Below are 24,736 nucleotides of genomic sequence, written 5' to 3' on the forward strand. Positions count from 1 at the left end.
CGTGTCTGCGGCGGGTCTACTCCGCTTCTACGGCGCTTCTACGGCGCTTCTACGGCGCTTCTACGCCGGTTCTACGGCACATCCACCGCGCGGCGGCCGAGCGCCGGATCGTCGGTGAAGAAGCCGTCCACGCCGGCGTCGATCAGCGCCCGCGCCTCGCGGATCATGCCGGCCGGATGCCGCGCCGCGTCCCCGCCCGGGCCGCGCAGGCTCTTGGGCAGGAAGGCGTTCTCGGGCCGCAGCGTGTAGGGATGCACGACCAGGCCGGCTGCATGCGCGTCGCGTACCAGCGCGGTCGGCGTGCCGAGCGCGCCGGCGCTGTCGCGCGGCAGCACGTGCGTGCGCTCGGGGCCGATGCCGTCGGCATAGGTGGCCACCTCGCGCAGTCCCAGCGGCGTGACCATGTCCGCGTAGCGGCGCGTATCGCCGGCCAGGCGCCAGTCGGCCGGCGCCTTCGTGGCATTGCCGATCAGCTGTACCAGCTTGACGTTCGGCATCGACTTGCCGATGCGCTGCCGCAGCGCGCGCAGATTGGCGGTCTCGAACGATTGCAGATAGACCGGCGCGCGGCGCGTGTGGGCGTTGGCGCGCAGCGCGTCGACCAGCTTCTCTTCGATCGGCAGGCCGATGCCGCGGAAGTAGCTCGAATGCTTGGTCTCGATATAGAGGCCGATGGTCCTGCCGCTGCGGCGCGAGGCATTGGCGGCCAGTTCGATGATCTCGGCGAGCGTCGGGATCTCGAACTTGTCGTCGTATTGCGTATTGGCCGGGCGCAGCTTCGGAATGCGCTCGCGCGCCCGCAGCGTCTTCAGCTCGGCCAGCGTGAAGTCCTCGGTGAACCAGCCTTCCAGCCGCTCGCCGTCGATCACCTTGATGCGCTTGCGGTCGGCGAACTGCGGCAGCGTGGAGACGTTGGTGGTGCCCCCGATCTCGTTTTCGTGCCGGGCCACCAGCACGCCGTCGCGGGTGACGACCAGATCGGGTTCGATCAGGTCGGCGCCGTCCTCGATCGCCTTGGTGTACGCGGCCAGCGTGTGTTCGGGCCGCAGCGCGCTGGCGCCGCGATGGCCGATCACCAGCGGCTTGGGCTTCGGCGGTGCCGGTTGGGCTTGCGGCGGTTCGGCGGCAGGCGCGGCGGGCGGCACGGGTTGGGTGGCGCAGCCCGCGAGCAGGGCGGCCAGTATCGCGGCCGACATCGCGGCGTGGAGCCGCGCGGCGGGCTGCAAGGCAAAACGGGGGATCAAGCTGGGACGGGACATGCGGCCTCCTCGAGCGCTGGATGAGGCCGATTGTAAGTGAGGCGGGCGTCGCCTGGGACGCCGTCAGCGCCGCGGGGGCTGGAGAGCCGCGAGAGCCCGAGAGCCGGGGAGCTGGAGAGCTGGAGAGCTGGAGAGCCGGAGAGCTGGAGAGCTGGAGAGCCGGAGAGCTGGAGAGCTGGAGAGCCGGAGAGCCGGAGAGCCGGAGAGCCGGAGAGTCGGAGAGCCGGAGAGCCCGAGAGCCCGAGAGCCCGAGAGCCCGAGAGCCCGAGAACCGAAAGAGCCGGCGCTAGCCGACCAGTCTGCCGCGCCGCACCCGCACGCCCTTGCGCGCGAGTTCGGGCGCCAGGCCGCTCAGCGTGGCAAGCGTATCGCCGCCATTGGCATGGCAGATCGCCACGCCGAGCGCGTCGGCCGCATCGGAGCTGGGATGGCCGGGCAGGGCCAGCAGCCGCGCCACCATCTCCTGCACCTGCGCCTTGTTCGCGCGGCCATAGCCCACCACGGCGACCTTCAACTGCAGCGCGGTGTATTCGAACACCGGCAGGCCATAGCCCACCAGCCCGCAGATCGCCGCGCCACGGGCCTGCCCGAGCAGCAGCGTCGATTGCGGATTGACGTTGACGAACACCTTCTCGATCGCCGCGCAATCGGGCGCATAGGTTCGCGTGACCTCGGCAATGCCGTCATACAGCGTCTTCAGACGCTCGGGCAGGCTGCCGTTGCCATCGCTCTTGATGGTGCCCGAGGCGATGTAGGCGAGCTTGTGGCCGTGCTTTTCGACCACGCCGAAGCCGGTGGTACGAAGGCCGGGGTCGATGCCGAGGATGCGCATTGGATCAATGAGTCTAGGTTGGCCGCTAGTGTAAGCGCGTTCGTTACGGTCGTCGAATCCCGCAAATCGCCGGGCGTAAAGCCAAAGCTCTCAGAGGGTGGATACCAGGACTATCACTAGGCTATCGAGGGGATCGAATCATGACGAGGATGCACAACCCACCGCATCCGGGTACGGTGCTCGCCGAATGGCTGCGCGACCTGGATGCCATGACGCTGACCGATTTCGCGCGACATATCGGCGTCACGCGGGCGACGCTATCGCGCATCGTCAACGGACACGCCGCGATCACGCCCGATATCGCCCTGCGGCTGGAAGACGCGCTGGGCACCAGCAGCGAGATGTGGATCGGTTTGCAGTCCGCCTATGATCTTTGGACTGCCTCACGAAAGCCGCGCAAGCGCATTCAAAGGTTGGCGCGCGCGGCTTGAGGGTCGTCAAGGTTCCCTCTCCCGCTAGCGGGAGAGGGGCAGGGGAGAGGACAGCCGGTGCTCGTCGAACTGCGCGTTCGTACCGCTCATTCGATCTGCTCGCCCGGCTGCGAGCGGCGCGTTGCCGCTCGGTCCCCTTGGTCCGGACTCAATGCCGGAAATGCCGGGTGCCGGTCAGCACCATCGCGATATTGCGTTCGTCCGCGGCGGCGATCACTTCGTCGTCGCGCATCGAGCCGCCCGGCTGGATCACGCAGGTCGCGCCCGCGTCGACCACCACGTCCAGGCCGTCGCGGAACGGGAAGAACGCGTCGGAGGCCACCGCCGAGCCGGCCAGCGTCAGGCCGGCGTTCTGCGCCTTGATGCTGGCGATGCGGGCCGAGTCCACGCGGCTCATCTGGCCGGCGCCCACGCCGAGCGTCATGCCGCCGCCGCAGAACACGATGGCGTTGGACTTGACGAACTTGGCGACGCGCCACGCGAACAGCAGATCGCTCATTTCCTTCGGCGTCGGATGGCGCTTGGTGACGACGCGCAGCTCGGACGGCTGCACGTTCTTGGCGTCCGGGCTTTGCAGCAGCAGGCCGCCGCCGACGCGCTTCAGGTCATACTGGTTGACGCCCTTGCCGAGCGGAATTTCCAGCAGGCGCACGTTCTGCTTGGCGGCGAACACCTCGCGTGCTTGCGCGCTGAACGACGGCGCGATCAGCACCTCGACGAACTGCTTGGCGACCGCCTGCGCGGCCGCGCCGTCGAGCTCGACGTTGAAGGCGATGATGCCGCCGAAGGCCGAGGTCGAATCGGTCTTGAACGCCTTCTCGTAGGCCTCCAGCGCATTGGCGCCGATCGCCACGCCGCACGGGTTGGCGTGCTTGATGATGACGCAGGCCGCGCCATCGCCGGGCCCGAAGGACTTGACGCATTCCCACGCCGCATCGGCGTCGGCGATGTTGTTGTACGACAGCTCCTTGCCCTGCAGCTGCACGTAGTTGGCCAGCGCGCCGTCGACGGCCTTCAGGTCGCGGTAGAACGCCGCCGACTGGTGCGGGTTCTCGCCGTAGCGCATCTCCTGCACCTTCTCGAACGCCAGGTTCAGCGTCTGCGGATAGGCGCTGCGGGCCTGGTGCGACTTGTCCGGGCCGAGGCTGGTCAGGTAGTTGGTGATGGCGCCATCGTATTGCGCGGTATGCGCGAACACCTTGGTGGCCAGCCGGAAGTTGGTGTCGTAGCCGACCTGGTTGCCGTTGGCGCGCATTTCGTCGAGCACCGGCGCGTAGTCGGCCGGATCGACGATCACCGTCACGTCGCGATGGTTCTTCGCCGCCGAGCGCAGCATGGTCGGGCCGCCGATGTCGATGTTCTCGATCGCGTCGGGCAGCGTGCAGTCGTCCTTGGCGACGGTCTGCTGGAACGGGTACAGGTTGACCACCAGCAGGTCGATGGTCGGGATGTCGTGCGCGGCCAGCGCGGCCATGTGTTCCGGCAGGTCGCGGCGCGCCAGGATGCCGCCGTGCACCTTCGGGTGCAGCGTCTTGACTCGGCCGTCGAGCATCTCGGGGAAGCCGGTGTAGTCGGCCACTTCCGTGACCGGCAGGCCGGCGTCGGCGAGCAGTTTGGCGGTGCCGCCGGTGGACAGCAGCGTCACGCCGAGCGCATGCAGTTCGCGCGCGAAGTCGACGATGCCGGTCTTGTCGGAAACGGAGAGAAGGGCTTGCTTGATCATGGTGATGGAGGACGCTTCAAAGTAAACCGTGCTGCTGCAGCTTCTTGCGCAGCGTATTGCGATTGATGCCGAGATAGGCCGCGGCCAGCGACTGGTTGCGGTCGGCACGCGCCATCACCGTCTCCAGCAGCGGCCGTTCCACCGCCTCCAGCACCATGTTGTACATGTTCGACGGCTGCTCGCCGTCCAGATCGCGGAAATAGGCGCTCAGGCTGTCCCGGATGCATTGGTCGATAACATTGCGGCTCATGCGGCAAGCAACTCCCTGTTGTTGTTGTTCGATGCGCCGGTCTGTGCTTCGCCTTCGTCGACATACACCAGCCGGTCGGACAGCGCGGCCTGCTCGTCGAAGAAAGCGTTGACGGCGGCCAGCTGCGCCTCGGTGCTTTCCAGTGTGTTCATCCGGTGCCGGAACAGGTTGGCACCCTTGAGCCCGCGCGTGTACCAGGCAATATGCTTGCGCGCGGTACGCACGCCGGTGAATTCGCCATAGAAGGCGTAGTGGTCCTGCAGATGCGCGTTCATGATGGCGCGGATCTCGGCCACTTCCGGCGCCGGCAGCAGCTCGCCGGTGGCGAGGAAATGCGCGATCTCGCGGAACAGCCACGGGCGTCCCTGCGCGGCACGGCCGATCATGATCGCGTCGGCGCCGGTAACTGCCAGCACGTGGCGCGCCTTCTGCGGCGTGGTGATGTCGCCGTTGGCGACCACCGGGATGCGGATCGCATCCTTGACCGCGGCAATCGTCTCGTACTCGGCCTCGCCGTGGTACAGGTCCGCGCGGGTGCGGCCATGCACGGTCAGCATGCTGATGCCGGCCGCTTCGGCCATGCGCGCGACGCGCACCGCGTTGCGGTTCTGCCGGTCCCAGCCGGTGCGGATCTTCAGCGTGACGGGCACGCGGTCGCCCACCGCGCCGACCACCGCCTCGACGATGCGCACGACCAGCGGCTCGTTCTGCAGCAGCGCCGAGCCGGCCGCGACATTGCAGACCTTCTTGGCCGGGCAACCCATATTGATATCGATGATCTGCGCGCCGCGGTCGACGTTGTAGCGCGCCGCCTCCGCCATCATGCCGGGCTCGGCGCCGGCGATCTGCACCGCGATCGGCTCGACCTCGCCGTCGTGGTTGGCGCGGCGCATGGTCTTTTCGCTCTTCCACAGCTGCGCGTTCGACGCCACCATCTCCGAGACCGCATAGCCCGCGCCGAGCTTCTTGCACAGCTGGCGGAAGGGGCGGTCCGTGACGCCGGCCATCGGCGCGACGAACAGGTTGTTGCGAAGTTGGTGAGGTCCGATTTGCACGGCTAGGGTCCGGCGACGTCCAGAAAGGCTGGCCGTGACCGGGCGCCAATGGGCGGTGTCACGGATCGAATGGCGAAAGGCATGCCCGGCCGAGGCAGCGTCGGCGGTAAAGCGGGGGGCATGTGCGAGGGCGGGATTTTACCGCTAAACCGGCCGGCTGCCCAAGAAATAAGCAGGGCCGATGTGCTGCGGCGCGACATGGGACCGGAGCGGCCGGGAGCCGGGTCCGAACTCCCGACGACTCGTTGCGCCAGCGGGATCAGCGGCGCATGCCGTAGATCATCTGGTGCGCCAGCGCGTGCTTCAGCGGCGACAGGCAGGCCAGCGCGGCCAGCGAGGCGCCGCGCGCGTGCGCGGCCAGCGGATAGGGAATGCCGAACACGCGCGGCAGAAGGTCGGTGACGCCGATGGTCACCGCGCGATCGAGCCGGTGGCGCGCGCCGAAGGCGGCCAGCGCCTGCGGCGTGCAGGCGGTGCGCAGCTCGTCGGCCAGCGCGAAGGCATCGCGCAGCCCCAGGTTCAGCCCCTGGCCGGCGACCGGATGCAGGGTCTGCGCCGCGTTGCCGATCGCCACCAGCCGGCCCTTGACGGTCAGCTGCGCGGCATTGAGGCCCAGCGGGAAGGCGTGGCGCTTGCCGACCCGCGTGAAGCGTCCCATGCGCGGACCGAAGACCTCGCCGAGCTCGGTCAGGAAGCGGGCGTCGTCCAGCGCGAGACGCCGCGCCGCCTCCTCGGGCGAGCAGCACCAGACCAGCGCGTAGCCCGAGCCGCCGTCGCCATGCGGGTCGTCGTCCAGATCGTGCGGCAGCAGCGCCAGCGGCCCCTGCTCGGTGAAGCGTTCCCAGGCCCAGCCGGGCAGCGGATGGCTGCAGGCGACATGCGAAACGATCGCGGTCTGCCCATAGTCGCGGCGGCGCGTTCCCGTGGCGCCGGCCGCGGCCGTGCGCGCGACCTGCTGATGGAACAGGCCGCCCTCGGCCTGCACCGCCAGGCTCGCGCCCAGGCGCACCGGCTGGCCGTCGGGACCGGCGCCGCGCAACTGCACCGGCGCGGTGTCCGGCGAACCCGCGGCGACGGCATCGGCCGCGGCGCCCGCGGGGCCGTGCCTGGCTTCGGGCGGAAAGCCTCCGTCCATCCGGTCGGTCCGGTCGCTCTGGTCGATGGCATCGATGCGCGTGTCGAACGCGCGCACCAGCCGCTGCTGGCCGCCGGCACGTCCAAGTGCGTGCTCGAGCGCCGCGCACAGGTCGCCGTAGCGGACCACATAGCCGAGCGCCGGAATGCCGTAGTCGTCGTGATGCAGCTTGACGTGGCCGAAGCGGCCGCGCTGCGACACATGGATGTGCTCGATCGGCGTGGCCGCCACGGGCCACGCATCGAGCTGCGCCAGCAGATCGCGGCTGCCGTGCGACAGCGCGATCGCGCGCGGATCGCGGGCGGCGCGCGCCGGCGTGGCGGCATCGATCAGCGCGATACGCCAGGGGCTGGTCTGCAGCAGCCGGCAGGCCAGCGCGAGGCCCACCGGGCCACCGCCGACGATGGCGATGTCACAGGCGTCGCCGTGCAGTTCAGGGCTGGGCTGGTTCATCGTTGGCACCTCCGGCAGCGGCGCTTTCCGGCCCGCCGCGCTGCCAGCACACCACGTCCTCGCGCGTCCTGCCGTTGCGCGCATCGCGCAGGGCGTTGTCGAGCAGGGTCTGATCGAAGCCCGGCATTGCGCGCAGCCGTGCCAGCAGCGCCTCGTGGTTGACCGCGTCGAGCGGCGTCACGCAGCCTTGCTGGCGGCCGTCGGGGCGTTCCTCGCCGACCAGGATCAGCCAGGCCTTGCCGGTCCACGGCGCGCGCCGCGAGACCCGCGCGACCACGCGCTCCAGCGCCTGCCATTCGACCTCTTCGCGCTGGCCGTCGGGACGATGGACCACCAGGCGGTCGTCGAACAGATTGACGATGAACGGCTGTTCCGGCTCAGCCTGCGTTCGCGACGCCGTCGTGTTGCCATCGGCACCGCCGAACAGTTTTCTCAACCAGCTGACCATTACAACTCACTCCGTTCGCGCATCAGCGCCTCTATCTCGTCGGCGTCGACCGGGACGCCGCGGGTCATCAATTCACAGGGACCGTCGGCCGTGACCACCGCGTCATCCTCGATGCGGATGCCGATATGCCAGTAGCGCTCCGGTACGTCCTCGGCCGGGCGGACGTAGATGCCGGGCTCGATCGTCAGCACCATGCCGGTCTCGAGCGGGCGCCACGGGCGTTCGCCTTCGGCGGGGGCCGGGCCGGGCACGCGGTACTCGCCGACGTCGTGCACGTCCATGCCGAGCCAGTGGCCGGTGCGGTGCATATAGAAACGCCGATAGCTGCCGCTGGCGATCACGTCGTCGACGGCGCCTTCCTTGTTCCGGTCCAGCAGGCCGGTGTCGAGCATGCCCTGCGCCAGCACGCGCACCGCCGCGTCATGCGGCACGTTGTACGGCACGCCGACGCGCGTCTGGTCGATGGCGGCCTGCTGCGCGGCCAGCACCAGATCGTAGAGCTCGCGCTGCGCCGGCGAGAAGCGGCCCGACACGGGAAAGGTCCGCGTGATATCGGACGCGTAGCCGTCCAGTTCGCAGCCGGCGTCGATCAGGCACAGGTCGCCGTCGCGCAGTTCGGCCGGGCCGGCGCGATAGTGCAGCACGCAGGCGTTGGGGCCGGCGGCGACGATCGAGTTGTAGGCCACGCTCTGCGCGCCGTTGCGGCGGAATTCGTACAGCAGCTCGGCTTCCAGATGGTATTCGCGCAGGCCGGCGCGGCTGGCCTGCATCGCGCGCACATGGGCCTGGGCCGAAATCTGCGCGGCGCGGCGCATGATGTCGAGCTCGCCGGCGTCCTTGAACAGCCGCATCTCGTCGAGCAGCGTGCGGATGTCGAGCGCGCTCGACGGCGCCACCACGCCGGCGCGGCCCTGCGTGCGCACCGCGTCGAGCCAGCGGCGCACCTGCATGTCGATGCGGGTCGAAGCGGCCAGCGGATACGCGATCAGATTCTGGTTGGCGAGCAGCTGCGGCAGCTGGGCGTCGATCTCCTCGATCGAGTGGGCCTCGTCGAAGCCGAACACCTCGCGTGCTGCTTCGGGGCCGTAGCGGAAGCCGTCCCAGATCTCGCGCTCTTCGTGCTTGGGGCGGCAGAACAGGATGCTGCGGTCGCTGCCGCCGGCCGGCGCGGCGATCAGCACCAGCACCGACTCGGGCTCGGTGAAGCCGCTCAGATAGTAGAAGTAGCTGTCGTGCCGGTACGGGAAGTCGCTGTCGCGGTTGCGCATCGCTTCCGGGGCCGTGGGCAGGATCGCCACGCCGCCGCCGGCGGCGCGCAGGTGGTCGAGCACGCGGGCGCGGCGCGCGCGACAGGCCTGGAGAAGGGCGGAATCTGGTGCGGACATGAGGGGACCGACTCGCATCGGGCAGGCAGTGGGCAATGGCCCGATTCTAACGCCGCTCGTTGCCGAGGTTGACGTGCGCGGCGAGGAGGTCTCGCCGATGCCTCCACGTCGTTCCTGCGCGGGCGGGGGCCTCAGGGACGTCGAGGGCCGCGCGCCAGGCCGCCGAGCCGGGCCCGCGCGGCAACGACAGGCGATGACAGCCGTTGCGAGCGCGGCGCGTCCTAGCGCGACAGCGCGGCGTCCAGCGCGGCCAGCTGCGCGGGCGTGCCGACGTTCTCCCAGCGGCCCGCGAAGCGCTCGCCGGTGGCCAGGCCCGCCGCAATGGCCGTGCGGTAGAACGGCGTCATCGGCACCTTCTGCCCGGGCGCGATGCCGGCGAAGGTGCGCGTGTCGTACAGGCCGATATTGCCGAAGGTCAGGCGCGCAGCGCCCTCGGCCAGCGGCGCCTCGCCCGGCAGCGACAGCTTGCCATCGGCGCCGAGCGCGAAATCGCCCTCGGGGTGGAACGGCGGATTGGGCACCATCACCAGATGCATGCGCGGTTCGGGCGAGGCCGCCATCGCCGCGGCGCGCGGCAGCAGCGCGCGGAAGTCGTAGTCGCAATAGATGTCGCCCGATACCGCGACGAAGATCTCGCCCCTGCCATCGCGGCCGGTGCCGTCGTCCGCACCGCCATCGCCGATCTCGCCATCGCCACCGGTGCCTTCCCGCAGCAGCGGCAGCGCCTGCGCGATGCCGCCCGCGGTTTCCAGCGCCTCGCCCTCCGCCGAATAGGCCAGCCGCACGCCGAAGCGGCTGCCGTCGCCGAGCGCCGCCTCGATCTGCTCGCCAAGCCAGGCGTGGTTGATCACGATCTCGGTCAGGCCGGCGCGGGCCAGCGCCTCGATGGTCCAGACGATCAGCGGCTTGCCTCCGACCTGCAGCAGCGGCTTCGGGCAGCCATCGGTCAGCGGGCGCATGCGCTCGCCGCGTCCGGCGGCGAAGATCATCGCTTTCAAATCAGGGTCTCCAGGACGAGCAGGGTGGCCATGCCGCCGGCGATGGTCCAGCCGATGCTGCGCGTGCGCGCGGCGATCACGATGGCCACCACGCCGGCGATCAGGCGGGCATTGTCGAGGCCGATGGCCAGCTGGCCATCGCGCATCAGCAGGTCGGGCGCGATCAGCGCCGACAGCATCGCCGCCGGCACGAACTGCAGCGCGGTGCGGAACCACGCCGGCAGACGGACCTTGCCTTCGACGGCGATAAAGGACAGGCGGATCAGATAGGTGGCCAGGCCCGCGGCCGCCATCACGCCGAGCAGCATCCACGGGCTCATGCGGCGCGCTCCTTGCCGGCGGGACCGCTCTGGCGCGGCAGCAGCAGCATGCCGACCGCGATGCCGCCCAGCGCCGCCGCCATCAGCCCGAGCTTGTGCGGCACGCCGAAGCACAGCACCGCCAGCACGCTGGCGGTTACCGCCGCGGCGATGTGCGAGCGGTGCTTCAGGCCGGGCACGATGATCGCGATGAAGGTCAGCGGCAGGAAGAAGTCCAGCGGCCAGTGGCGCGGCACCTGGGCGCCGACCAGCACGCCGGCCAGCGTCGACAGTTGCCAGCTGCTCCACAGCGCGAAGCCCGCGCCGAAGAAGTACCAGTGCCGGTAGCGCCGTTGCACCGGGTCGTCGCCGAGCCGCCGGGTCATCGCGGCAAAGGCCTCGTCGGTCAGCAGATAGGCGATCAGCGCCTTCCAGCGGCGCGGCAGATGCGCCAGCGCGGGAGCGATGGTGGCCGAGTAGAGCGCGTGGCGCAGATTGACCATCGCGACCGTGGTGGCGACGATCGCCGCCGGCGTGCCCGCCGCCCACAACTGCGTCAGGATCATCTGCGAGGCGCCGCCGAAGACGATCGCGCTCATCGCGCAGGCCAGCCACGCGGGCATGCCGGCCCCGACCGCCAGCACGCCGTAGATCAGGCCGAACGGCACCACGCCCAGCAGCATCGGCGCCAGCGCGCGCACGCCGGCCCACCATTCACCGCGCCGGGTCGGGCCGCTTTCCGCGTCCATCAGAAGGTATAGCCCGCCGGGCGCTCGACGCCTTCGAGCGTATCGAACAGCCGCACCAGCTTGCGCAGCTCGCCGTAGCGGCCCGCCACCGCGCGAGCGTACTTCAGCACCAGCGGCATGTTGGCCAGGTAGCCGTCCTTGCCGTCGCGATGGTAGAGGCGCGCGAAGATGCCGAGCACCTTCAGATGGCGCTGCAGACCCATCCATTCGAAGTCGCGATAGAACTCGCCGAAGTCGCCGGCCACCGGCAGGCCGGCCTTGCGGGCGCGCTCCCAGTAGCGGATCAGCCAGTCCAGCTGCAGCTCCTCGTCCCATTCGATATAGGCGTCGCGCCACAGCGAGACCGCATCGTAGGTGATCGGGCCGATCACCGCGTCCTGGAAGTCGAGGATGCCGGGGTTGCCGCCCTTGTCGTCCCCGTCGAGCACCATCAGGTTGCGCGAATGGTAGTCGCGGTGCACGTAGACCTGCGGCTGGGCCAGGTTGTTGGCGAGCAGGGTTTGCATGACCTCGCTCAGGTCCGCCTGCTGGCCGGCATCGAGTTCCACGCCCAGATGGCGCGCCACGTACCACTGCGGGAACAGGTCCAGCTCGCGCTGCAGCAGTTCGCGGTCGTAGGCGGGCAGCGCGCCCGGCCGGGTCGCGGCCTGGATCCTGACCAGCGCCGCGGCGGCGTCGCCGTACAGCGTGCGCGCGGTGGTGATGTCCAGCTTCGACAGATAGGTGGTGTTGCCAAGGTCCGCCAGCAGCAGGAAGCCCTGCGACAGGTCCTGCGCCAGCACGGTCGGCACCGTGACGCCGGCCTCGCCGAACAGCGCGGCGACATGGATGAAGGGGCGGCAGTCCTCACGGGCGGGCGGGGCGTCCATCGCGATCACGGTCGGATGCGCGGGATTGTCGGTGCGCAGCCGGAAGTAGCGGCGGAAGCTGGCGTCGGCCGAAGCCGGTACGCAGGATTCGGGATCGATGGACCAATCCGGAGCGAGTCCGGACACCCACGCTTTGAGCTGGTCCTGGCGCGGGTCGAGGGGAAGTGCTGCCATGCCGGAAAGGGTCGATAAGTTGCCCCGTATAATACCCGACCAGACCCGGGCGCCGGGCGGCTCCCAGGTGGGCCGTCCTGTGCCTGGCAGCCTGTTTGGACGGTGGCTGCGCGGTTCTGCGCAACCGTCCCGCCGTCCGACCGACGACCCGCTCGCATGACCGAACAACAACGATCACCGAATCACACCGCAATCCAGGCGCCGGGCCGCCAGCCCGGGCGCCGGCCAGTCCGGGCCCTGCGTCCGCTGGTGCTGGCCATGGCCGGCTGGTCGCTGGGCGCGCAGGCGCAAGGCCAGGCGGTCGGCTCGGCGATTCCCGCGCTGCCGGCGGCGGAGCCGACGGCCGAGGCAGCGGACCCGCGCCAGCCCCCGCGCCCCGGCGAACTGATCCCCTACCTGTCGGAGCCGGCCACCTGGCGCAGCGCCGAGGGCGATCCCAGCGCGCCGACCTATGTCTCCGGCGACAGCATGACCGGATACAACGAGCGCGGCCTGGAACTGCAGGGCAATGCCGAGCTGCGCAGCGACGGCGCCGTGATCAAGGCGGACAAGCTGACCTACGACCAGGACAGCGACGAGGCGCTGGCGACCGGCAACGTCCGGCTCTCGCGCGAAGGCACGCTGGCGGTGGGCCCCGAGGCCAGGCTGCGCGTCGAGGCCAACGAAGGCTACATGCTGTCGCCGGACTACTACTTCCAGCAGACCGGCGGCTCGGGCACGGCCGAGCGCATCGACTTCCTGACCAAGGACCAGAGCACCATCCAGCGCGCCACCTACACCACCTGTTCGCCCGACAACGCGGACTGGTACTTCAGCGCACGCCAGCTCGACCTGGACAGCGACCGCCAGGTCGGCACCGCGCACGGCGCCGTGCTGCGCTTCTTCGATGTGCCGATCCTGGCCGCGCCGGCGGTGACCTTCCCGCTGACCGACGAGCGCCGCAGCGGCTTCCTCGCACCGCTGATGGCCTACAGCTCCCGTTCGGGCTTCGACCTGACGGTGCCGTATTACTTCAATATCGCGCCGAACCGCGACCTGACGCTGTATCCGCGCGTGATGAGCGAACGCGGCGTGCAGCTCGGCGGCGACTTCCGCTATATCGGCAACGGCTATGCGGGGCGCATCCGCGGCGAGTTCCTGCCCAACGACCAGAAGACCAACTCGGACCGCTGGCTGTACTCGATCCAGCATAGCCAGAACCTGGCCAAGGGCCTGAACGCCTATGTGAACCTGAACCGGGTATCGGACGACCGCTATCCGGACGACCTGACGCGTACGGTCGCGCAGTCGACGCTGCGGCAGTACACGCAGGAGGGCGGGGTCACCTACAACTGGCAGGACTTCTCGCTGCTGGCGCGGGTGCAGACCTTCCAGACGCTGGCGCCGAGCCAGCCGACCTACGAGCGCGTGCCGCAGTTGAACGGCAAGTTCACGCGCTACAACTGGGGCGGTTTCGACGTGCAGGTCGAGGCCGACTACACGCGCTTCCGCATCCCGCTGACGAGCACCGGCTTCCAGCAGCCGCAGGGCGAGCGCGTCTTCATCCAACCGTCGATCAGCTATCCGATCGTGCGCCCGGGCTGGTTCGTGACGCCCAAGGTCATGTTCAACGCGGCACAGTACCAGATGGAGCCGTCGACCAACACGCCGGGCGCCAACAACACGCTGACGCGCTCGGTGCCGACCTTCAGCCTCGACGGCGGCATGACGTTCGAGCGCGACGCGCCGACCATCAGCCGGCTGTTCGGCACCAAGTACCTGCAGACGCTGGAACCGCGCCTGTTCTACGTCTACACGCCATTCCGCGACCAGAGCGCGTTCCCGCTGTTCGATACGGTGCAGTCGGACTTCGGCTACGGGCAGATCTTCAGCGAGAACCCGTTCACCGGCTACGACCGCATCGCCGACAACAACAAGCTGACCGCGGGCGTGACCACCCGCCTGATCGAGTCCGAGACGGGTATCGAACGCTTCCGTGGTACGCTGGCGCAGCGCTTCGACTTCAGCGGCCAGCGCGTGCAGCTGACCGGCACGCTGGACGACGCCGAGCGGGGCTATTCCGATCTGCTGGCGGCCACCACGATCCAGCTGTTCCGCGGCTACTACATCAATGCCGGGATGCAGTACAACCCGGAAAACGACCGGGTGATCCAGTCGAACATCGCGTTCGCCTGGCGGCCCGAGGCGCGCAAGCTGCTGAACATCGGCTATCGCTACCGGCGCCCGACCGCGGTCACCGACAATACCGCGATCGACCAGTTCGAGATCTCGAGCCAGTGGCCGATCACGCGGCGGACCTACGGCATCGGGCGTGTCGCCTACGACATGAGCGCCAACCAGCTGGTCGATACGCTGCTGGGGCTCGAATACGCCGCCGACTGCTGGGTCGGCCGGATCGCCTACCAGCGTTTTCGCAATACCACGCAGGGCTACACCGGCCGGGTGTTTCTGCAGGTGGAGTTCCGCGGCCTGTCGAAGATCGGCTCCAATCCGCTGGATATCATGAGGTTGAACGTGCCTGGCTACGAGCCTGTCTCGGCCGCGCCGATCCCTCAGACCCAGTTCGACCATTACGAATGACGGACCATGATGAAGCGTCAAGCAGTTTCCGTATTTTCCGTTGCCGCGGCTTCGTCGCGGCGTTCGCGCGGCATCGTGCTGTCGGCATTGCTAGCCTGCGTGGCCGTTCCGGCGGCGGCGCAGCTCAAGGCACCCGGCGGGTCCGGCTCCACACCGCGCGCCACCGGCATCTTCGTGCCGCAAGGCTCGCAGGCCACGCCGCCGACCTCGCCCACTCAGCCGCGGCTGGGTTCGGGGCAGCGCACCGGCCGCTCGCAACTGGTCGACGAGGTGGTGGCGGTGGTCAACAACACCGTGATCACGCGGCGCGAGCTGCTCGATAGCGCCGACGAGATCGAGAACCAGCTGCGTACGGCCGGCCGTCCGATTCCGCCGCGCGAGGAACTGCTCGGCGACGTGCTGGAACGGCTGGTGATGGAGCGCGTGCAGACCCAGGCCGCGCAGGACGCCGGCATCCGCGTGACCGACCAGGAGGTCGACCGCGCGATCGAATCGGTCGCGCAGCAGAACCGCATCAGCGTGGCCGATCTGCGTGCGCAGGTCGACCGCAGCGGCATGACCTGGGACAAGTACCGCAGCGAGCTGCGCAAGCAGGTGCAGGTGATCCGGCTGCGCGAGCGCGAGGTCGATTCCAAGGTGCAGGTGTTCGACGGCGAGATCAACAACTATCTGGCCGCGCGCGCGGCACGCAGCGGTGCCGCGCCGACCGGCGAGCCGCAGTACGACGTCGCCCAGATCTTCGTGCGCGTGCCCGAGGGCGCCAGCGAGGCGCAGAAGGCGCAGCTGCGCGCCAAGGCGGAAGGGCTGCTGAAGCAGGCCCAGGGCGGCGCCGACTTCGCGCAGCTGGCACAGAACAATTCCGACGGCGCCGAAGGTCCCAAGGGCGGCTCGCTGGGCTACCGCGAAATCGGCCGCCTGCCGGCGCAGTTCGCCAACGCCGTGCTCGACCTGCAGCCGGGCAAGGTGGTGCCGGAGGTCGTCGAAAGCCCCGCCGGTTTCCATGTGCTCAAGCTCGCCGGCAAGCGCACCGCGCCTGCCGGCGGCGATGTCGCGCCCAGCCGCATCACGCAGACCCAGGTGCGCCATATCCTGATCCGCACCGGCCCCAACATGCCCGAGGCCGAGGCGCGCCGCCAGCTGTCCACGCTGCGCGAACGCATCCAGCACGGCACGCAGTTCGCCGATGTCGCCAAGCGCTATTCGCAGGACGGCTCGGCACAGAACGGCGGCGAGCTCGGCTGGGTGTCGCCCGGCGAGCTGGTCCCCGAGTTCGAGCAGGCGATGAACCGGCTGCGCCCGGGCGAGGTTTCCGAGCCGGTCACCAGCCAGTTCGGCGTGCACCTGATCCAGGTCGAAAACCGCCGCGAGGTCGAGGTGTCGCCGGAGAAGCAGCGCGACTTCGCCCGCGCCGAGGTGCGCGAGCAGAAGCTGCGCGCCGCCTACGAGGACTGGCTGCGCCAGCTGCGCGAGGCCGCCTATGTCGAATACCGGACCAATCGCGAGGCGTCCCGTTAAGGGACTCGCGAACGGACCGGCCATGGGACCCGCCACAGGACCTGCGATGGGACCCGCCAAGGGCTCCGTTTCGCGACCACGATGACCGCGCCGCCTGCCACACCCTCCTCCTCGCCCGCCCCGTCCGTCCCATCGCATCCGGCCGCGCCGCTGCCGATCGCGATCACGACCGGCGAGCCGGCCGGCATCGGGCCGGACATCACGATCCGCGCGGTGCTGGAGCTGGCCGGCGGGCAGGGCGGTCCGCGCTTCCATGTGCTGGGCGACGCGCGGCTGCTGGCCGAACGGGCCGCGGCGCTCGGACTGGCGCAGGCGTGGCAGGCCAAGCTCGATGCGGGCGAGGCGGTGGTCGAAGATATTCCGCTGGCGGCCCCCTGCACGCCGGGCGTGCTCGACGCGCGCAACGGCCGCCATGTGCTGGCGCTGCTCGATGCGGCGCTGGCCGGCCTGCTGCCCCAACCGGGGCAGGCCGCCCGCTATGCGGCCGTGGTCACCGCACCGGTGCAGAAGAGCACCATCAATGACGCCGGCGTGCCGTTTACCGGCCATACCGAATATCTGGCCGAGCGGGCCGGCGTGTCGCGCGTGGTGATGATGCTGGCCGGCCCGCAGCCGGCGCATGCCAATGCGATGCTGCGGGTGGCGCTGGCCACCACCCATCTGCCGCTGCGCGCGGTGCCCGATGCGCTGGACGTGCCGATGCTGCTCGAGACGTTGACGATCGTCGACAACGATCTGCGGGGCCGCTTCGGCCTGACCCATCCCCGCATCCTGGTGACCGGCCTGAACCCGCACGCGGGCGAGAGCGGCCACCTCGGGCGCGAGGAGATCGACATCATCGCGCCGGCGCTGGCGAAGGCGCGCGAAGCGGGCATCGACGCGCGCGGCCCCTATCCGGCCGACACGCTGTTCCAGCCCCGGCTGCTGCGCGATGCCGACTGCGTGCTGGCGATGTACCATGACCAGGGCCTGGCGCCGCTGAAATACGGCACCTTCGGCCATGGCGTCAATATCACGCTGGGCCTGCCGTTCATCCGCACCTCGGTCGACCACGGCACGGCGCTGGACCTGGCCGCCACGGGCCGCGCTGAGCACGGCAGCATGATCGAGGCGATCCGCTGCGCGATCGGGATGGTCGGCCATACCGGGCGGCGCCTGCACGGCGAGCCGCCGGCCGGACACTGAAGAGACATCGATGCGTTCCCCTGTTCACCAGGGCCATACGGCCCGCAAGCGATTCGGCCAGAACTTCCTGGTCGACGACAGCATCATCCATGGCATCGTCAATGCCATCGACCCGCAGGCCGGCGACCTCGTCGTCGAGATCGGTCCCGGCCTGGGCGCGCTGACCGAGCCGCTGCTGGAGCGCCTCGATCATCTGCACGTGATCGAACTGGACCGCGATCTGGTCGAACGGCTGCGCCGCCGCCACGGCGACCGCATGACGATCCACGCCGGCGATGCGCTCGCCTTCGACTTCGACGAGCTGAAGCAGCCCGGCCGCCCGCTGCGCATCGTCGGCAACCTGCCGTACAACATCTCCAGCCCGCTGCTGTTCCACCTGATGGAGTTCGCCGACCACGTGCGCGACCAGCATTTCATGCTGCAGAAGGAAGTGGTCGAGCGGATGGTCGCCGAGCCGGGCAGCAAGGCATTCGGGCGGCTGTCGATCATGCTGCAGGTGCGCTACCACATGGAGTACGTGCTCGACGTGCCGCCGGAGTCGTTCAACCCGCCGCCCAAGGTCGATTCGGCGGTGGTGCGGATGATTCCGTGGCCGCGCCATGAGGACGGCCGGCTGCGCTCGCCGTACGCTGCCTGCGACATGACCGTGCTGGGCGATCTCGTCACCGCCGCGTTCTCGCAGCGCCGCAAGGTGCTGCGCAACACGCTGTCGATGCTGCGCGATCACGTCGACTTCGACGCGATCGGCTTTGACCTGGGCCGCCGCGCCGAAGAGGTGCCGGTCGCCGAATACGTCGAGCTGGCCAATCGCATCGGCGGGTAAGGCGGCCCCGCCGTTGCCCTTGCGGGCTTCCTTTGCCGCTTCTATCGCCGTCCCCTCCGCCGTCCCCTTCGCCGTCCCCTTCGCCGTCCCCTTCGCCGTTCGCTTTCCTCTGCCTTCCTTCCCGGGTTCGCCGGCAGCCGCGGTCCAGCCCACCACCGCTGCAGCGCGCGAAAGAACCCCGCCCGAATGCTAAAGCCCGCCCTCCGGCGCGGATGAGAATCGCGCCGCGACAGGCCGAATGCCCCGTCGCCCGATCCCTCAACCGCAAAGGAGCGCGAGCATGCATGCACGCCTTACCACGACCCAGCCACCGCTGTTCCAGCCCGGCCCCGTGCCTGACGCCGTCCACCGTGCTGACCGCGGCGCCGGCGGCTCCGAAGCCGGCCGCGAACTGACGCTGGCGCTGCGGCGCCACGATGGGCCGGCGGTCCGCGAGTGGCTTGCCCGCGAGCCGACGGCGGTCGGCTGGCGCGACGAGCAGGGCAACACGCCCTTGCACACGGCGATCCGGTCGCGTTGCGAACCGGAGCTGATCAATACGCTGCTTGCCCATCGGGCCGATCCCGCGATCACCAACGGCGACGGCGATACCTGCATGCATCTGGCGCTGGGCATGCGCCCGACCATGCCAGCGGTGGTCCAGTCCTTGTTGGACCACGGGCGCTGGTTCGGCGGCGGCATCGGGCTCGGCGCGCTCGGCAAGCCGAACCGGCACGGCAGGACCGCGCTGGAGCTCGGCAGGGATGTGGGCGGCGCGCCGGCATCCGGCCATGCGGCGGTTCTGCCGGCGCTGGAGTCGGCGCTGGTGGAGTGGATGGAAGGGTTTCGCACCAGTGTGCTGGCCGCGATCGATGCCGACAATGCGGCCGCGGTGCGGCACCTGGTGACCACCGGCGGCTGGTGCCTCGATATGCCGCTGGCGGAAGAGCTGGATCTGTTGCAGCTGGCCTTGCGGTACGAGGCGCCGCGCGTGGCCTGCGACATCATCGACCTGGCCGCGGCGGTGGACAATCGCGTCGTGCTGGAACAGGCCAAAAGCCAGCTCGGCATGACGCCGTTGATGACAGCGGTAGCGCTCAAGGCCGGCGCGCCGTTCGCGCGCTTGCTGCTCCATGGCGTCCCCGTCGATGTCCAGGGGCCGTTCGGCCTCACGGCGCTGCATCTCGCCGCTGCGTCAGGTCAGCTGCATGCCGTGCGGCAGTTGGTGTCCTACGGCGCCCACCCGGACGCCCGCGACGAGACCGGCGCCACGCCGATCATGGCGGCAGCGTCGGCCGGACACCTGGACATCGTCAAGAGCCTGCGCGATGCCGGCGGCAACATCAACGGCCGCGATGGGCTGGGACGCACGCCGCTGATGCACGCGCACCTGGGCGACCAGCCGCTGGGCTTCATCTTGAAGATCATCATGGCGGGGGCGCGGACCGACATGGTGGATGGCGAGGGCCGGACCATCAGGGACTATCAGCGCGAAAGCAATCTACGTCGGGCGGCGGAGGGCAAGAGCACTTGCACCATCCTTTGAGGCCGCGGTGCGCCGCGCCGACCGCGGCGCACCGCGGTACCGCGGCCCGACGTGTCACCGCGTGCCCAGGGGCGCCGAGGCCCCGGGGCCGTCAAGGCCGGCTGGCGTCGCGCGTGGAGTTGCGCTCGATCAGCTCGATCTTGTAGCCGTCCGGGTCTTCGACGAAGGCGATCACCGTGGTGCCGCCCTTGACCGGGCCGGCCTCGCGCGTGACCTTGCCGCCCGCCGCGCGGATACGCTCGCAGGCGCCCGCGGCATCGTCCGTTTCCAGCGCGATATGGCCGTAGGCGGTACCCATCTCGTACTTGTCCACGCCATAGTTGTAGGTCAGCTCGAGCACCGCGGTCTCGCTCTCGGGGCCGTAGCCGACGAAGGCGAGCCGGTACTTGTATTCGGGATTGTCGCTCTCGCGCAGCAGCTGCATGCCGAGCACGCGGGTGTAGAAATCGATCGAGCGCTGCATGTCGCCGACACGGAGCATGGTGTGGAGGAGTCGCATGAATTGAAACCTTTGTGGATCGTTTTATAGGCGAGGACGTAGTTTAGTCGCATTTGACCGGTGGAGCAGGGCGACGGTCCCTCCCCGCGGCCCCTTGCCGCCTCCCTTCGCCGGCGCAGCGGGATCCGGATGCGGAACCCGCGGCCGAGGCCCGGCCGCCGTCGAAACCCGACATGCGGGCGCCATGTGTTAAGCAAAGCTGACGCAGCCACCTAAGATGGGCGCCTTTCAAACGGCGGATCGGAGAGCGGCGATGGTGATGATGGTCCTTGCGCAAGGCAATCCCGGCGGCATGGGGCCTGCCGCGGCAAATGGGGAGCCGGGGCGTGCGGGCGCTGGCCCCGACGAACCCGTGTACTACGACCCCGCCGCGCATGGCGACGTGAAGGCCTTTGGCCGATCCCCGGCATTCCCGCGATTCCGCAAGCAGTGCGAGAAGGCGGCCGCCAGCATAGCGGCCTGCGCCATGGCCGAGGACCTCAATCATCCGCTGCGCGGCGCCATCCATGCACTGGTGGAAGATCTCTTCGGCGACGATGTCGATGGCCCCGGGGCGCGCTTCCAGCCGCATCTGGAGCTTGCCTATACCGTCGTCAAGCCGGCGCTGGAGCGGATCGCTGCGCGATTGCACGATCCCCGGGTCTGCATGCCGTTGCGTACGCGGGTGATGCTTGCCCTGGCCGACAGCGTGCCCAAGTGCGGGCCCGGCGCGATCAATGGCATCGCCATGGCCGCCCACAAGCTCGATCTCGCCTGCGACAGCTCGCTGGCCGGCAGGGCGAGGGCGATCTTCCACGATGTCATGACGGAGCAGCTGCTTCGGCTGGTACTGCGCCAGGGCCACCGCGGTTGGGACACGCACCGTTTGCAGGCTTGCCTGAACGCGCTGTCCGAATGGCTTGGCCAGCCCGTCGTCAAGGATCCATTCGTCGCCGACCGTCCGCTGGAGGACTCCGACCGGCAGGCGCTGGCGGCCATCACCGAACCGGCAGAGGTCGCGCGCTTGACCGGAGCGATGCTGGCCCAATTGGCCGACGAGTATATGGAGGCCCTCAAGACGCGTATCGGCGCGGAGCATCCATTGTGGTCCGGGCAGGCGATTTCCGAGTCCGCGGTCGCGGCGGAGATCATGCCCCTGCTCGAAGACGATGCGCTGCTGCGCGACTTCGGATCCATCGAACTGGGGTCGCTGTTGCGCGAGCTCGGGCCCGACGAGCCCGGCGGCGGGTATCAGCTGTGTCCGGACCGGTCCCTGCTGCAATGGAACCTGGCGCGGACGCTGCGCGATATCGGTGTCCTGACCGGCGTGAAGTCCGACGTGTTGCGCCAGTGGAGCGAAGCGCCGCTGCAACCCGGCGGGCGGCCGCGCGACATGCAGTTGCATCGCTTCGCCGACGTCTTCTGGATCGAGAGCGTCCATGACGACCATGCCGTGCGTCTGCTGGAGCCGAGCGATCTGTGCCACCTCTACGAAGGCATGCGCATGCTTCCGGGACCGTTCGATGCGGAAGGTTTCCTGCGGCACGCCGGCAACCTGCTGCGCCGAGCGGTCGCCGCGCCGGACGGCGCCATCGTCGACGCATTGGGCGATTGCGTCGCCGCGGTTGCCGAGGGCGCCGAAGGCGATCCGGCCGGCGCCGAGGGGCTTGACCCCATCATCGAGGCGCTCAGGCGTTCGCCGCAAGCGTTCACGCAGTTCCAGCAACGGCTTGTCTCGGCGATGGCGTCGATGGCAGCGATGGCGCCGATGGCGGCCAGCGAGCCGGCGCCGGCTTCCACCGCATCACGCTGGCTCGCCTTGGCGCTGCGCTACCGCCTGCCGTTGCTGGCTTGCGCGGCGCAGCGGCGAAGCGCGCCAGAGGGCGATTGGCAACACGTGCGCCGCAATCCAGCCCGCTCGCCATTGCTCGGGGCCGCGAAGACCGGCGACGTCGCGATGCTGGCCGGGTTGATGGCCGGAGGAGCGCAGCTCGCGCCGGTGGCCTACGAAGCGATCGAGTTGGCCCGGCGCAGCGGCCATCCCGAGGCGGCAGACTTCGTGCAGGCGACGCTGGACGCGCAGGCGCAGACGATCGCCGCGATTCGCGCCGGCAGGCTCGATGCCGTGCAGGCCGCGCTGCCGGACACGCCGGGGCCGCACTTCCGGGACCTGAGCGGCGATCCGCCATTGAAGCATGCGATCGAGAAGGGGCAGTACGCCATCGCGGCATGGCTGATCGAACAAGGGGCCGATCCCAACGCAATGACAGCACACCGTGTGCCGCTGCTGTCCCTGGCGATCGCGCGCGGGGACATCGCCATGGTCGGCTTGCTGCTGCAGCACGCCGCCCGCGATGCCGGTCCGCGCCTGCACGCCATGCTGGACGAGGCCATCCGCGCGGCCTGCCAGGCACCGGACGACGTCGCCGTCGAGTTGTGCCGCCTGCTGCTGGCCGTCTCGCCCGCATGGTTGGCATCCCGCCAGCGGGACAGCTTGCCGTGGCAAGCGCTCGAAACGGCGATCCGTACTGGCCGCCACAAGCTGCTCGCGTACCTGATCCAGTCGCCTCTGGCCGTGGCGGCGAGATGGCAATGCTCGGGCGAGTCCTTGTTGCATCAGGCAAGTACGCTGGCCGATTCGGAATCGGCCTACCACCTGACGCGCATCCTGCTCGATGCCGGTTGCCGCTGGGCACCGGATGGCCGGCTGGCCAAGGCCTCCATGGACGCCGCCATCCGCGGCCGCAATGTGCCGCTGTGGACGTTGATGCTGCCCCATTGCAGCCAGGCACAGCGGATCGATGCCCTGACGGCGGTATGGCGGCTCGACCCTTGCACACCGCTGCTCGTACCCATTCTCGACACGCTCTCCCCCGAGCGCGCCGGATCGTGGCCCGAAGCGTCGATCGATGCGATTCTCGACAGCGCAATCGTCGCCGGCGGGGGCGACCGCCTGGCGGCGTGGCTCGCGCAACCGCCATTCGCCAAGGCCTATCCTGCCTGGTTGCGCGGCGCGTGGGAGCGCGCGATCAGCGCGGACAGCGGCCGGATGATGAGGCGCTTGCTGGCGCTGCCGGCGCGCGATGGCATCTCCCCGGCCGCCGCGATCCCTTGGGACTGGCTGCGGAACCCGGCCAATGCGGTGTTCGCGTCCAGGTTGGTCGCCTGCCTGTGGCAGTGGCGCGGGGCCCTTGGCAATGACGGCGCCGCGGCGCTGGAGGAGCTCGCCTTCCGTGTCCGGCCGATCGACTGGGTCCAACAGCACGCCGCGACGCAGGAGACCGCCGATCGTGCGTTGATGGCGGTGCTGGGGGCAGTGCACACCGATGTGCAGGTCCTGCGCATGCTGCACTGGCCGCAGGTCAAGCCGCGAGCGCGCCATTTGGTGATGGCGCTGCGATCGCATCGCAACGAAATCGCCAAGGCCATATGGCATCGCCTGGACGAACAGGACCGTGCCGAGGTGCTAAGGGAACTGCCCGGCATGATTCGCGACGACTATCGGGCCGACAACGAGGACTGGCGCCGGCTCGCGCGGTGGTGGATCGAGCAAGGCGGCCATGCCGACATACCGGTCGATCACCGCGGAGGCGCGACGTTGCTCGTTGCCGCCGTCGAGTGCGGCGATGTCGAACTGGTGCGCGCCTGCCTCGAGCAGGGGGACTCGCTGCTGGCCCCGCTTGCCGACGGCAGGACCGCGCTCGATGTCGTGGCCGCCGAGGGCTCTCCGGAAGTGGCCGCCGCGGTGGTTGACGGAATGAGGGCCGACCGGATCGGCGCCATCGTGAGCCGTGGCGCCGGAACGATCCGAGCCTTGATCGCGTGTCTGCAGCGGGTGGAGGCGATCCACGGCTTCGATCCGAAACGATGGGATGCCCTGGCCCGGCGCGACGCCGTCGTTGTCGACCTGGTGGACTGCCTCGCCAGCGGTCCTCGGACCGCTGCAAAGCGCTTGATCGAACCGTTGGCGCCCCAGCTGCTGGCGCTGGCCCTGTGCTGTCCGGCAGCGGTCGTCGATCGGCTGGAAAACGCCACCGGGATATCGGTTGGCGGCAAGGCGGGACAGCGCCTGCTGCGCGACGCGGCGAGCGTCGGCGACTGGAACCGGATCGTCAAGGCGCTCAGGGCAGGCGCGCAATGGCATGACCTGCGGGAAGCGCGTGAGCTGCTCGGCAAGGCCATCGCCGACAACGCCATCGAGGTGGGACGCGACATGGATCTGCTGCTCGGCAAGCTGCGGGAAAAGGCCAGGGCGCGCAATCCGTTCAGCCGCCTGATTGCATTCCTGCGCCATGGACGCAATGCCTGGATCAACACGCCGTTGGCCAGCGGGGAAACGCTGCGTTCGCTGGCGGAGCGCTGGAGGCGGGACGGTTGGCTGTCGCAGTTGCGCCAATGCGGCGCAGCCAGTCGCGACAAGACGGTGGGGCTTGCCTCCGCCTAGCGCGGGGGCGGCGCCAGCGCGGCGAGCGGCAGCGGTAGGGCCAGCGGTAGGGCCAGCGGTAGGGCCAGCGGTAGGGCCAGCGGTGGGGCCAGCGGTGGGGGCAGCGACAGCGACAGCCGGGGCGCC

General features: G+C 69.5%; 20 protein-coding genes. 7 read left to right on the plus strand and 13 right to left on the minus strand.

Annotation, left to right across the window (positions count from 1 at the left end):
* Positions 1-71: 71 nt before the first annotated feature.
* Positions 72-1,196 carry a glycerophosphodiester phosphodiesterase gene (locus K7G19_RS11110; protein WP_370639536.1) on the minus strand — a complete coding sequence of 375 codons (1,125 nt, stop codon included), beginning with the start codon at positions 1,194-1,196 and terminating at the stop codon, positions 72-74.
* A gap of 349 nt (positions 1,197-1,545) precedes the next feature.
* The gene (ruvC, locus tag K7G19_RS11115; protein WP_150083327.1) at positions 1,546-2,091 is read right to left on the minus strand and encodes a crossover junction endodeoxyribonuclease RuvC; all 546 of its coding nucleotides are present in this window, start codon (positions 2,089-2,091) and stop codon (positions 1,546-1,548) included.
* Positions 2,092-2,240: 149 nt separating this feature from the next.
* Here ruvC and K7G19_RS11120 point away from each other — a divergent pair, with 149 nt between their 5' ends.
* Positions 2,241-2,522 carry a HigA family addiction module antitoxin gene (locus K7G19_RS11120; protein WP_347880648.1) on the plus strand — a complete coding sequence of 94 codons (282 nt, stop codon included), beginning with the start codon at positions 2,241-2,243 and terminating at the stop codon, positions 2,520-2,522.
* 148 nt (positions 2,523-2,670) lie between these two features.
* Here K7G19_RS11120 and purH read toward each other — a convergent pair whose 3' ends face one another.
* From purH to K7G19_RS11170, 10 genes are all read right to left on the minus strand, one after another.
* Entirely contained in the window at positions 2,671-4,245 is a 1,575-nt protein-coding gene (gene purH, locus K7G19_RS11125) for a bifunctional phosphoribosylaminoimidazolecarboxamide formyltransferase/IMP cyclohydrolase (RefSeq protein ID WP_226107286.1), read from the minus strand.
* A 16-nt stretch (positions 4,246-4,261) separates the two neighbouring features.
* Complete coding sequence (locus K7G19_RS11130; RefSeq protein ID WP_006578759.1) at positions 4,262-4,495, minus strand: Fis family transcriptional regulator; 234 nt, start codon at positions 4,493-4,495, stop codon at positions 4,262-4,264.
* Positions 4,492-5,550, minus strand: coding sequence for a tRNA dihydrouridine synthase DusB (gene dusB / locus K7G19_RS11135; RefSeq protein ID WP_226107288.1), 1,059 nt, complete (start codon positions 5,548-5,550; stop codon positions 4,492-4,494). The genes K7G19_RS11130 and dusB overlap by 4 nt, the downstream gene beginning before the upstream one ends.
* A gap of 259 nt (positions 5,551-5,809) precedes the next feature.
* Complete coding sequence (locus K7G19_RS11140) at positions 5,810-7,138, minus strand: UbiH/UbiF/VisC/COQ6 family ubiquinone biosynthesis hydroxylase (RefSeq protein ID WP_226107290.1); 1,329 nt, start codon at positions 7,136-7,138, stop codon at positions 5,810-5,812.
* On the minus strand, positions 7,119-7,586 hold the full coding sequence (locus tag K7G19_RS11145) for a hypothetical protein (protein ID WP_226107292.1): 468 nt from the start codon (positions 7,584-7,586) through the stop codon (positions 7,119-7,121). The genes K7G19_RS11140 and K7G19_RS11145 overlap by 20 nt, the downstream gene beginning before the upstream one ends.
* Entirely contained in the window at positions 7,586-8,971 is a 1,386-nt protein-coding gene (locus K7G19_RS11150; protein ID WP_226107294.1) for an aminopeptidase P N-terminal domain-containing protein, read from the minus strand. Before K7G19_RS11150 ends, K7G19_RS11145 begins: the two co-directional genes overlap by 1 nt.
* Before the next feature lie 221 nt (positions 8,972-9,192).
* A complete protein-coding gene (locus tag K7G19_RS11155) occupies positions 9,193-9,969 on the minus strand; it encodes a nucleotidyltransferase family protein (RefSeq protein WP_226107296.1) in 777 nt (258 codons plus the stop codon).
* On the minus strand, positions 9,966-10,289 hold the full coding sequence (locus tag K7G19_RS11160) for an AzlD domain-containing protein (protein WP_149316783.1): 324 nt from the start codon (positions 10,287-10,289) through the stop codon (positions 9,966-9,968). The genes K7G19_RS11155 and K7G19_RS11160 overlap by 4 nt, the downstream gene beginning before the upstream one ends.
* On the minus strand, positions 10,286-11,017 hold the full coding sequence (locus tag K7G19_RS11165) for an AzlC family ABC transporter permease (RefSeq protein ID WP_226107297.1): 732 nt from the start codon (positions 11,015-11,017) through the stop codon (positions 10,286-10,288). Before K7G19_RS11165 ends, K7G19_RS11160 begins: the two co-directional genes overlap by 4 nt.
* The gene (locus K7G19_RS11170) at positions 11,017-12,060 is read right to left on the minus strand and encodes an aminoglycoside phosphotransferase family protein (RefSeq protein WP_149316785.1); all 1,044 of its coding nucleotides are present in this window, start codon (positions 12,058-12,060) and stop codon (positions 11,017-11,019) included. The genes K7G19_RS11165 and K7G19_RS11170 overlap by 1 nt, the downstream gene beginning before the upstream one ends.
* A gap of 156 nt (positions 12,061-12,216) precedes the next feature.
* On the opposite strand from K7G19_RS11170, the gene K7G19_RS11175 reads away from it, so the two are divergent.
* The 5 genes from K7G19_RS11175 to K7G19_RS11195 all read left to right on the plus strand — a co-directional run bounded on the left by K7G19_RS11175 (position 12,217) and on the right by K7G19_RS11195 (position 19,688).
* Positions 12,217-14,640: an LPS-assembly protein LptD gene (locus tag K7G19_RS11175; RefSeq protein ID WP_149316786.1), complete on the plus strand. Its 2,424-nt coding sequence runs from the start codon at positions 12,217-12,219 to the stop codon at positions 14,638-14,640.
* A gap of 9 nt (positions 14,641-14,649) precedes the next feature.
* Positions 14,650-16,155: a peptidylprolyl isomerase gene (locus K7G19_RS11180; RefSeq protein WP_226107668.1), complete on the plus strand. Its 1,506-nt coding sequence runs from the start codon at positions 14,650-14,652 to the stop codon at positions 16,153-16,155.
* 81 nt (positions 16,156-16,236) lie between these two features.
* Positions 16,237-17,340, plus strand: coding sequence for a 4-hydroxythreonine-4-phosphate dehydrogenase PdxA (gene pdxA, locus K7G19_RS11185; protein ID WP_223819614.1), 1,104 nt, complete (start codon positions 16,237-16,239; stop codon positions 17,338-17,340).
* Between the two features lie 10 nt (positions 17,341-17,350).
* Positions 17,351-18,163 carry a 16S rRNA (adenine(1518)-N(6)/adenine(1519)-N(6))-dimethyltransferase RsmA gene (gene rsmA, locus K7G19_RS11190; protein ID WP_149316787.1) on the plus strand — a complete coding sequence of 271 codons (813 nt, stop codon included), beginning with the start codon at positions 17,351-17,353 and terminating at the stop codon, positions 18,161-18,163.
* Between the two features lie 238 nt (positions 18,164-18,401).
* Positions 18,402-19,688: an ankyrin repeat domain-containing protein gene (locus tag K7G19_RS11195; RefSeq protein ID WP_226107298.1), complete on the plus strand. Its 1,287-nt coding sequence runs from the start codon at positions 18,402-18,404 to the stop codon at positions 19,686-19,688.
* Between the two features lie 91 nt (positions 19,689-19,779).
* Here the strand turns inward: K7G19_RS11195 and gloA are convergent, their stop codons facing one another.
* Positions 19,780-20,187 (minus strand): lactoylglutathione lyase, encoded by a 408-nt coding sequence (gene gloA, locus K7G19_RS11200; RefSeq protein WP_149316789.1) that lies wholly within the window; start codon positions 20,185-20,187, stop codon positions 19,780-19,782.
* A gap of 253 nt (positions 20,188-20,440) precedes the next feature.
* On the opposite strand from gloA, the gene K7G19_RS11205 reads away from it, so the two are divergent.
* The gene (locus K7G19_RS11205) at positions 20,441-24,610 is read left to right on the plus strand and encodes an ankyrin repeat domain-containing protein (RefSeq protein ID WP_226107299.1); all 4,170 of its coding nucleotides are present in this window, start codon (positions 20,441-20,443) and stop codon (positions 24,608-24,610) included.
* Positions 24,611-24,736: the final 126 nt, after the last annotated feature.

Source organism: Cupriavidus sp. DB3 (assembly GCF_020418465.1).
Lineage (GTDB): Bacteria > Pseudomonadota > Gammaproteobacteria > Burkholderiales > Burkholderiaceae > Cupriavidus > Cupriavidus cauae.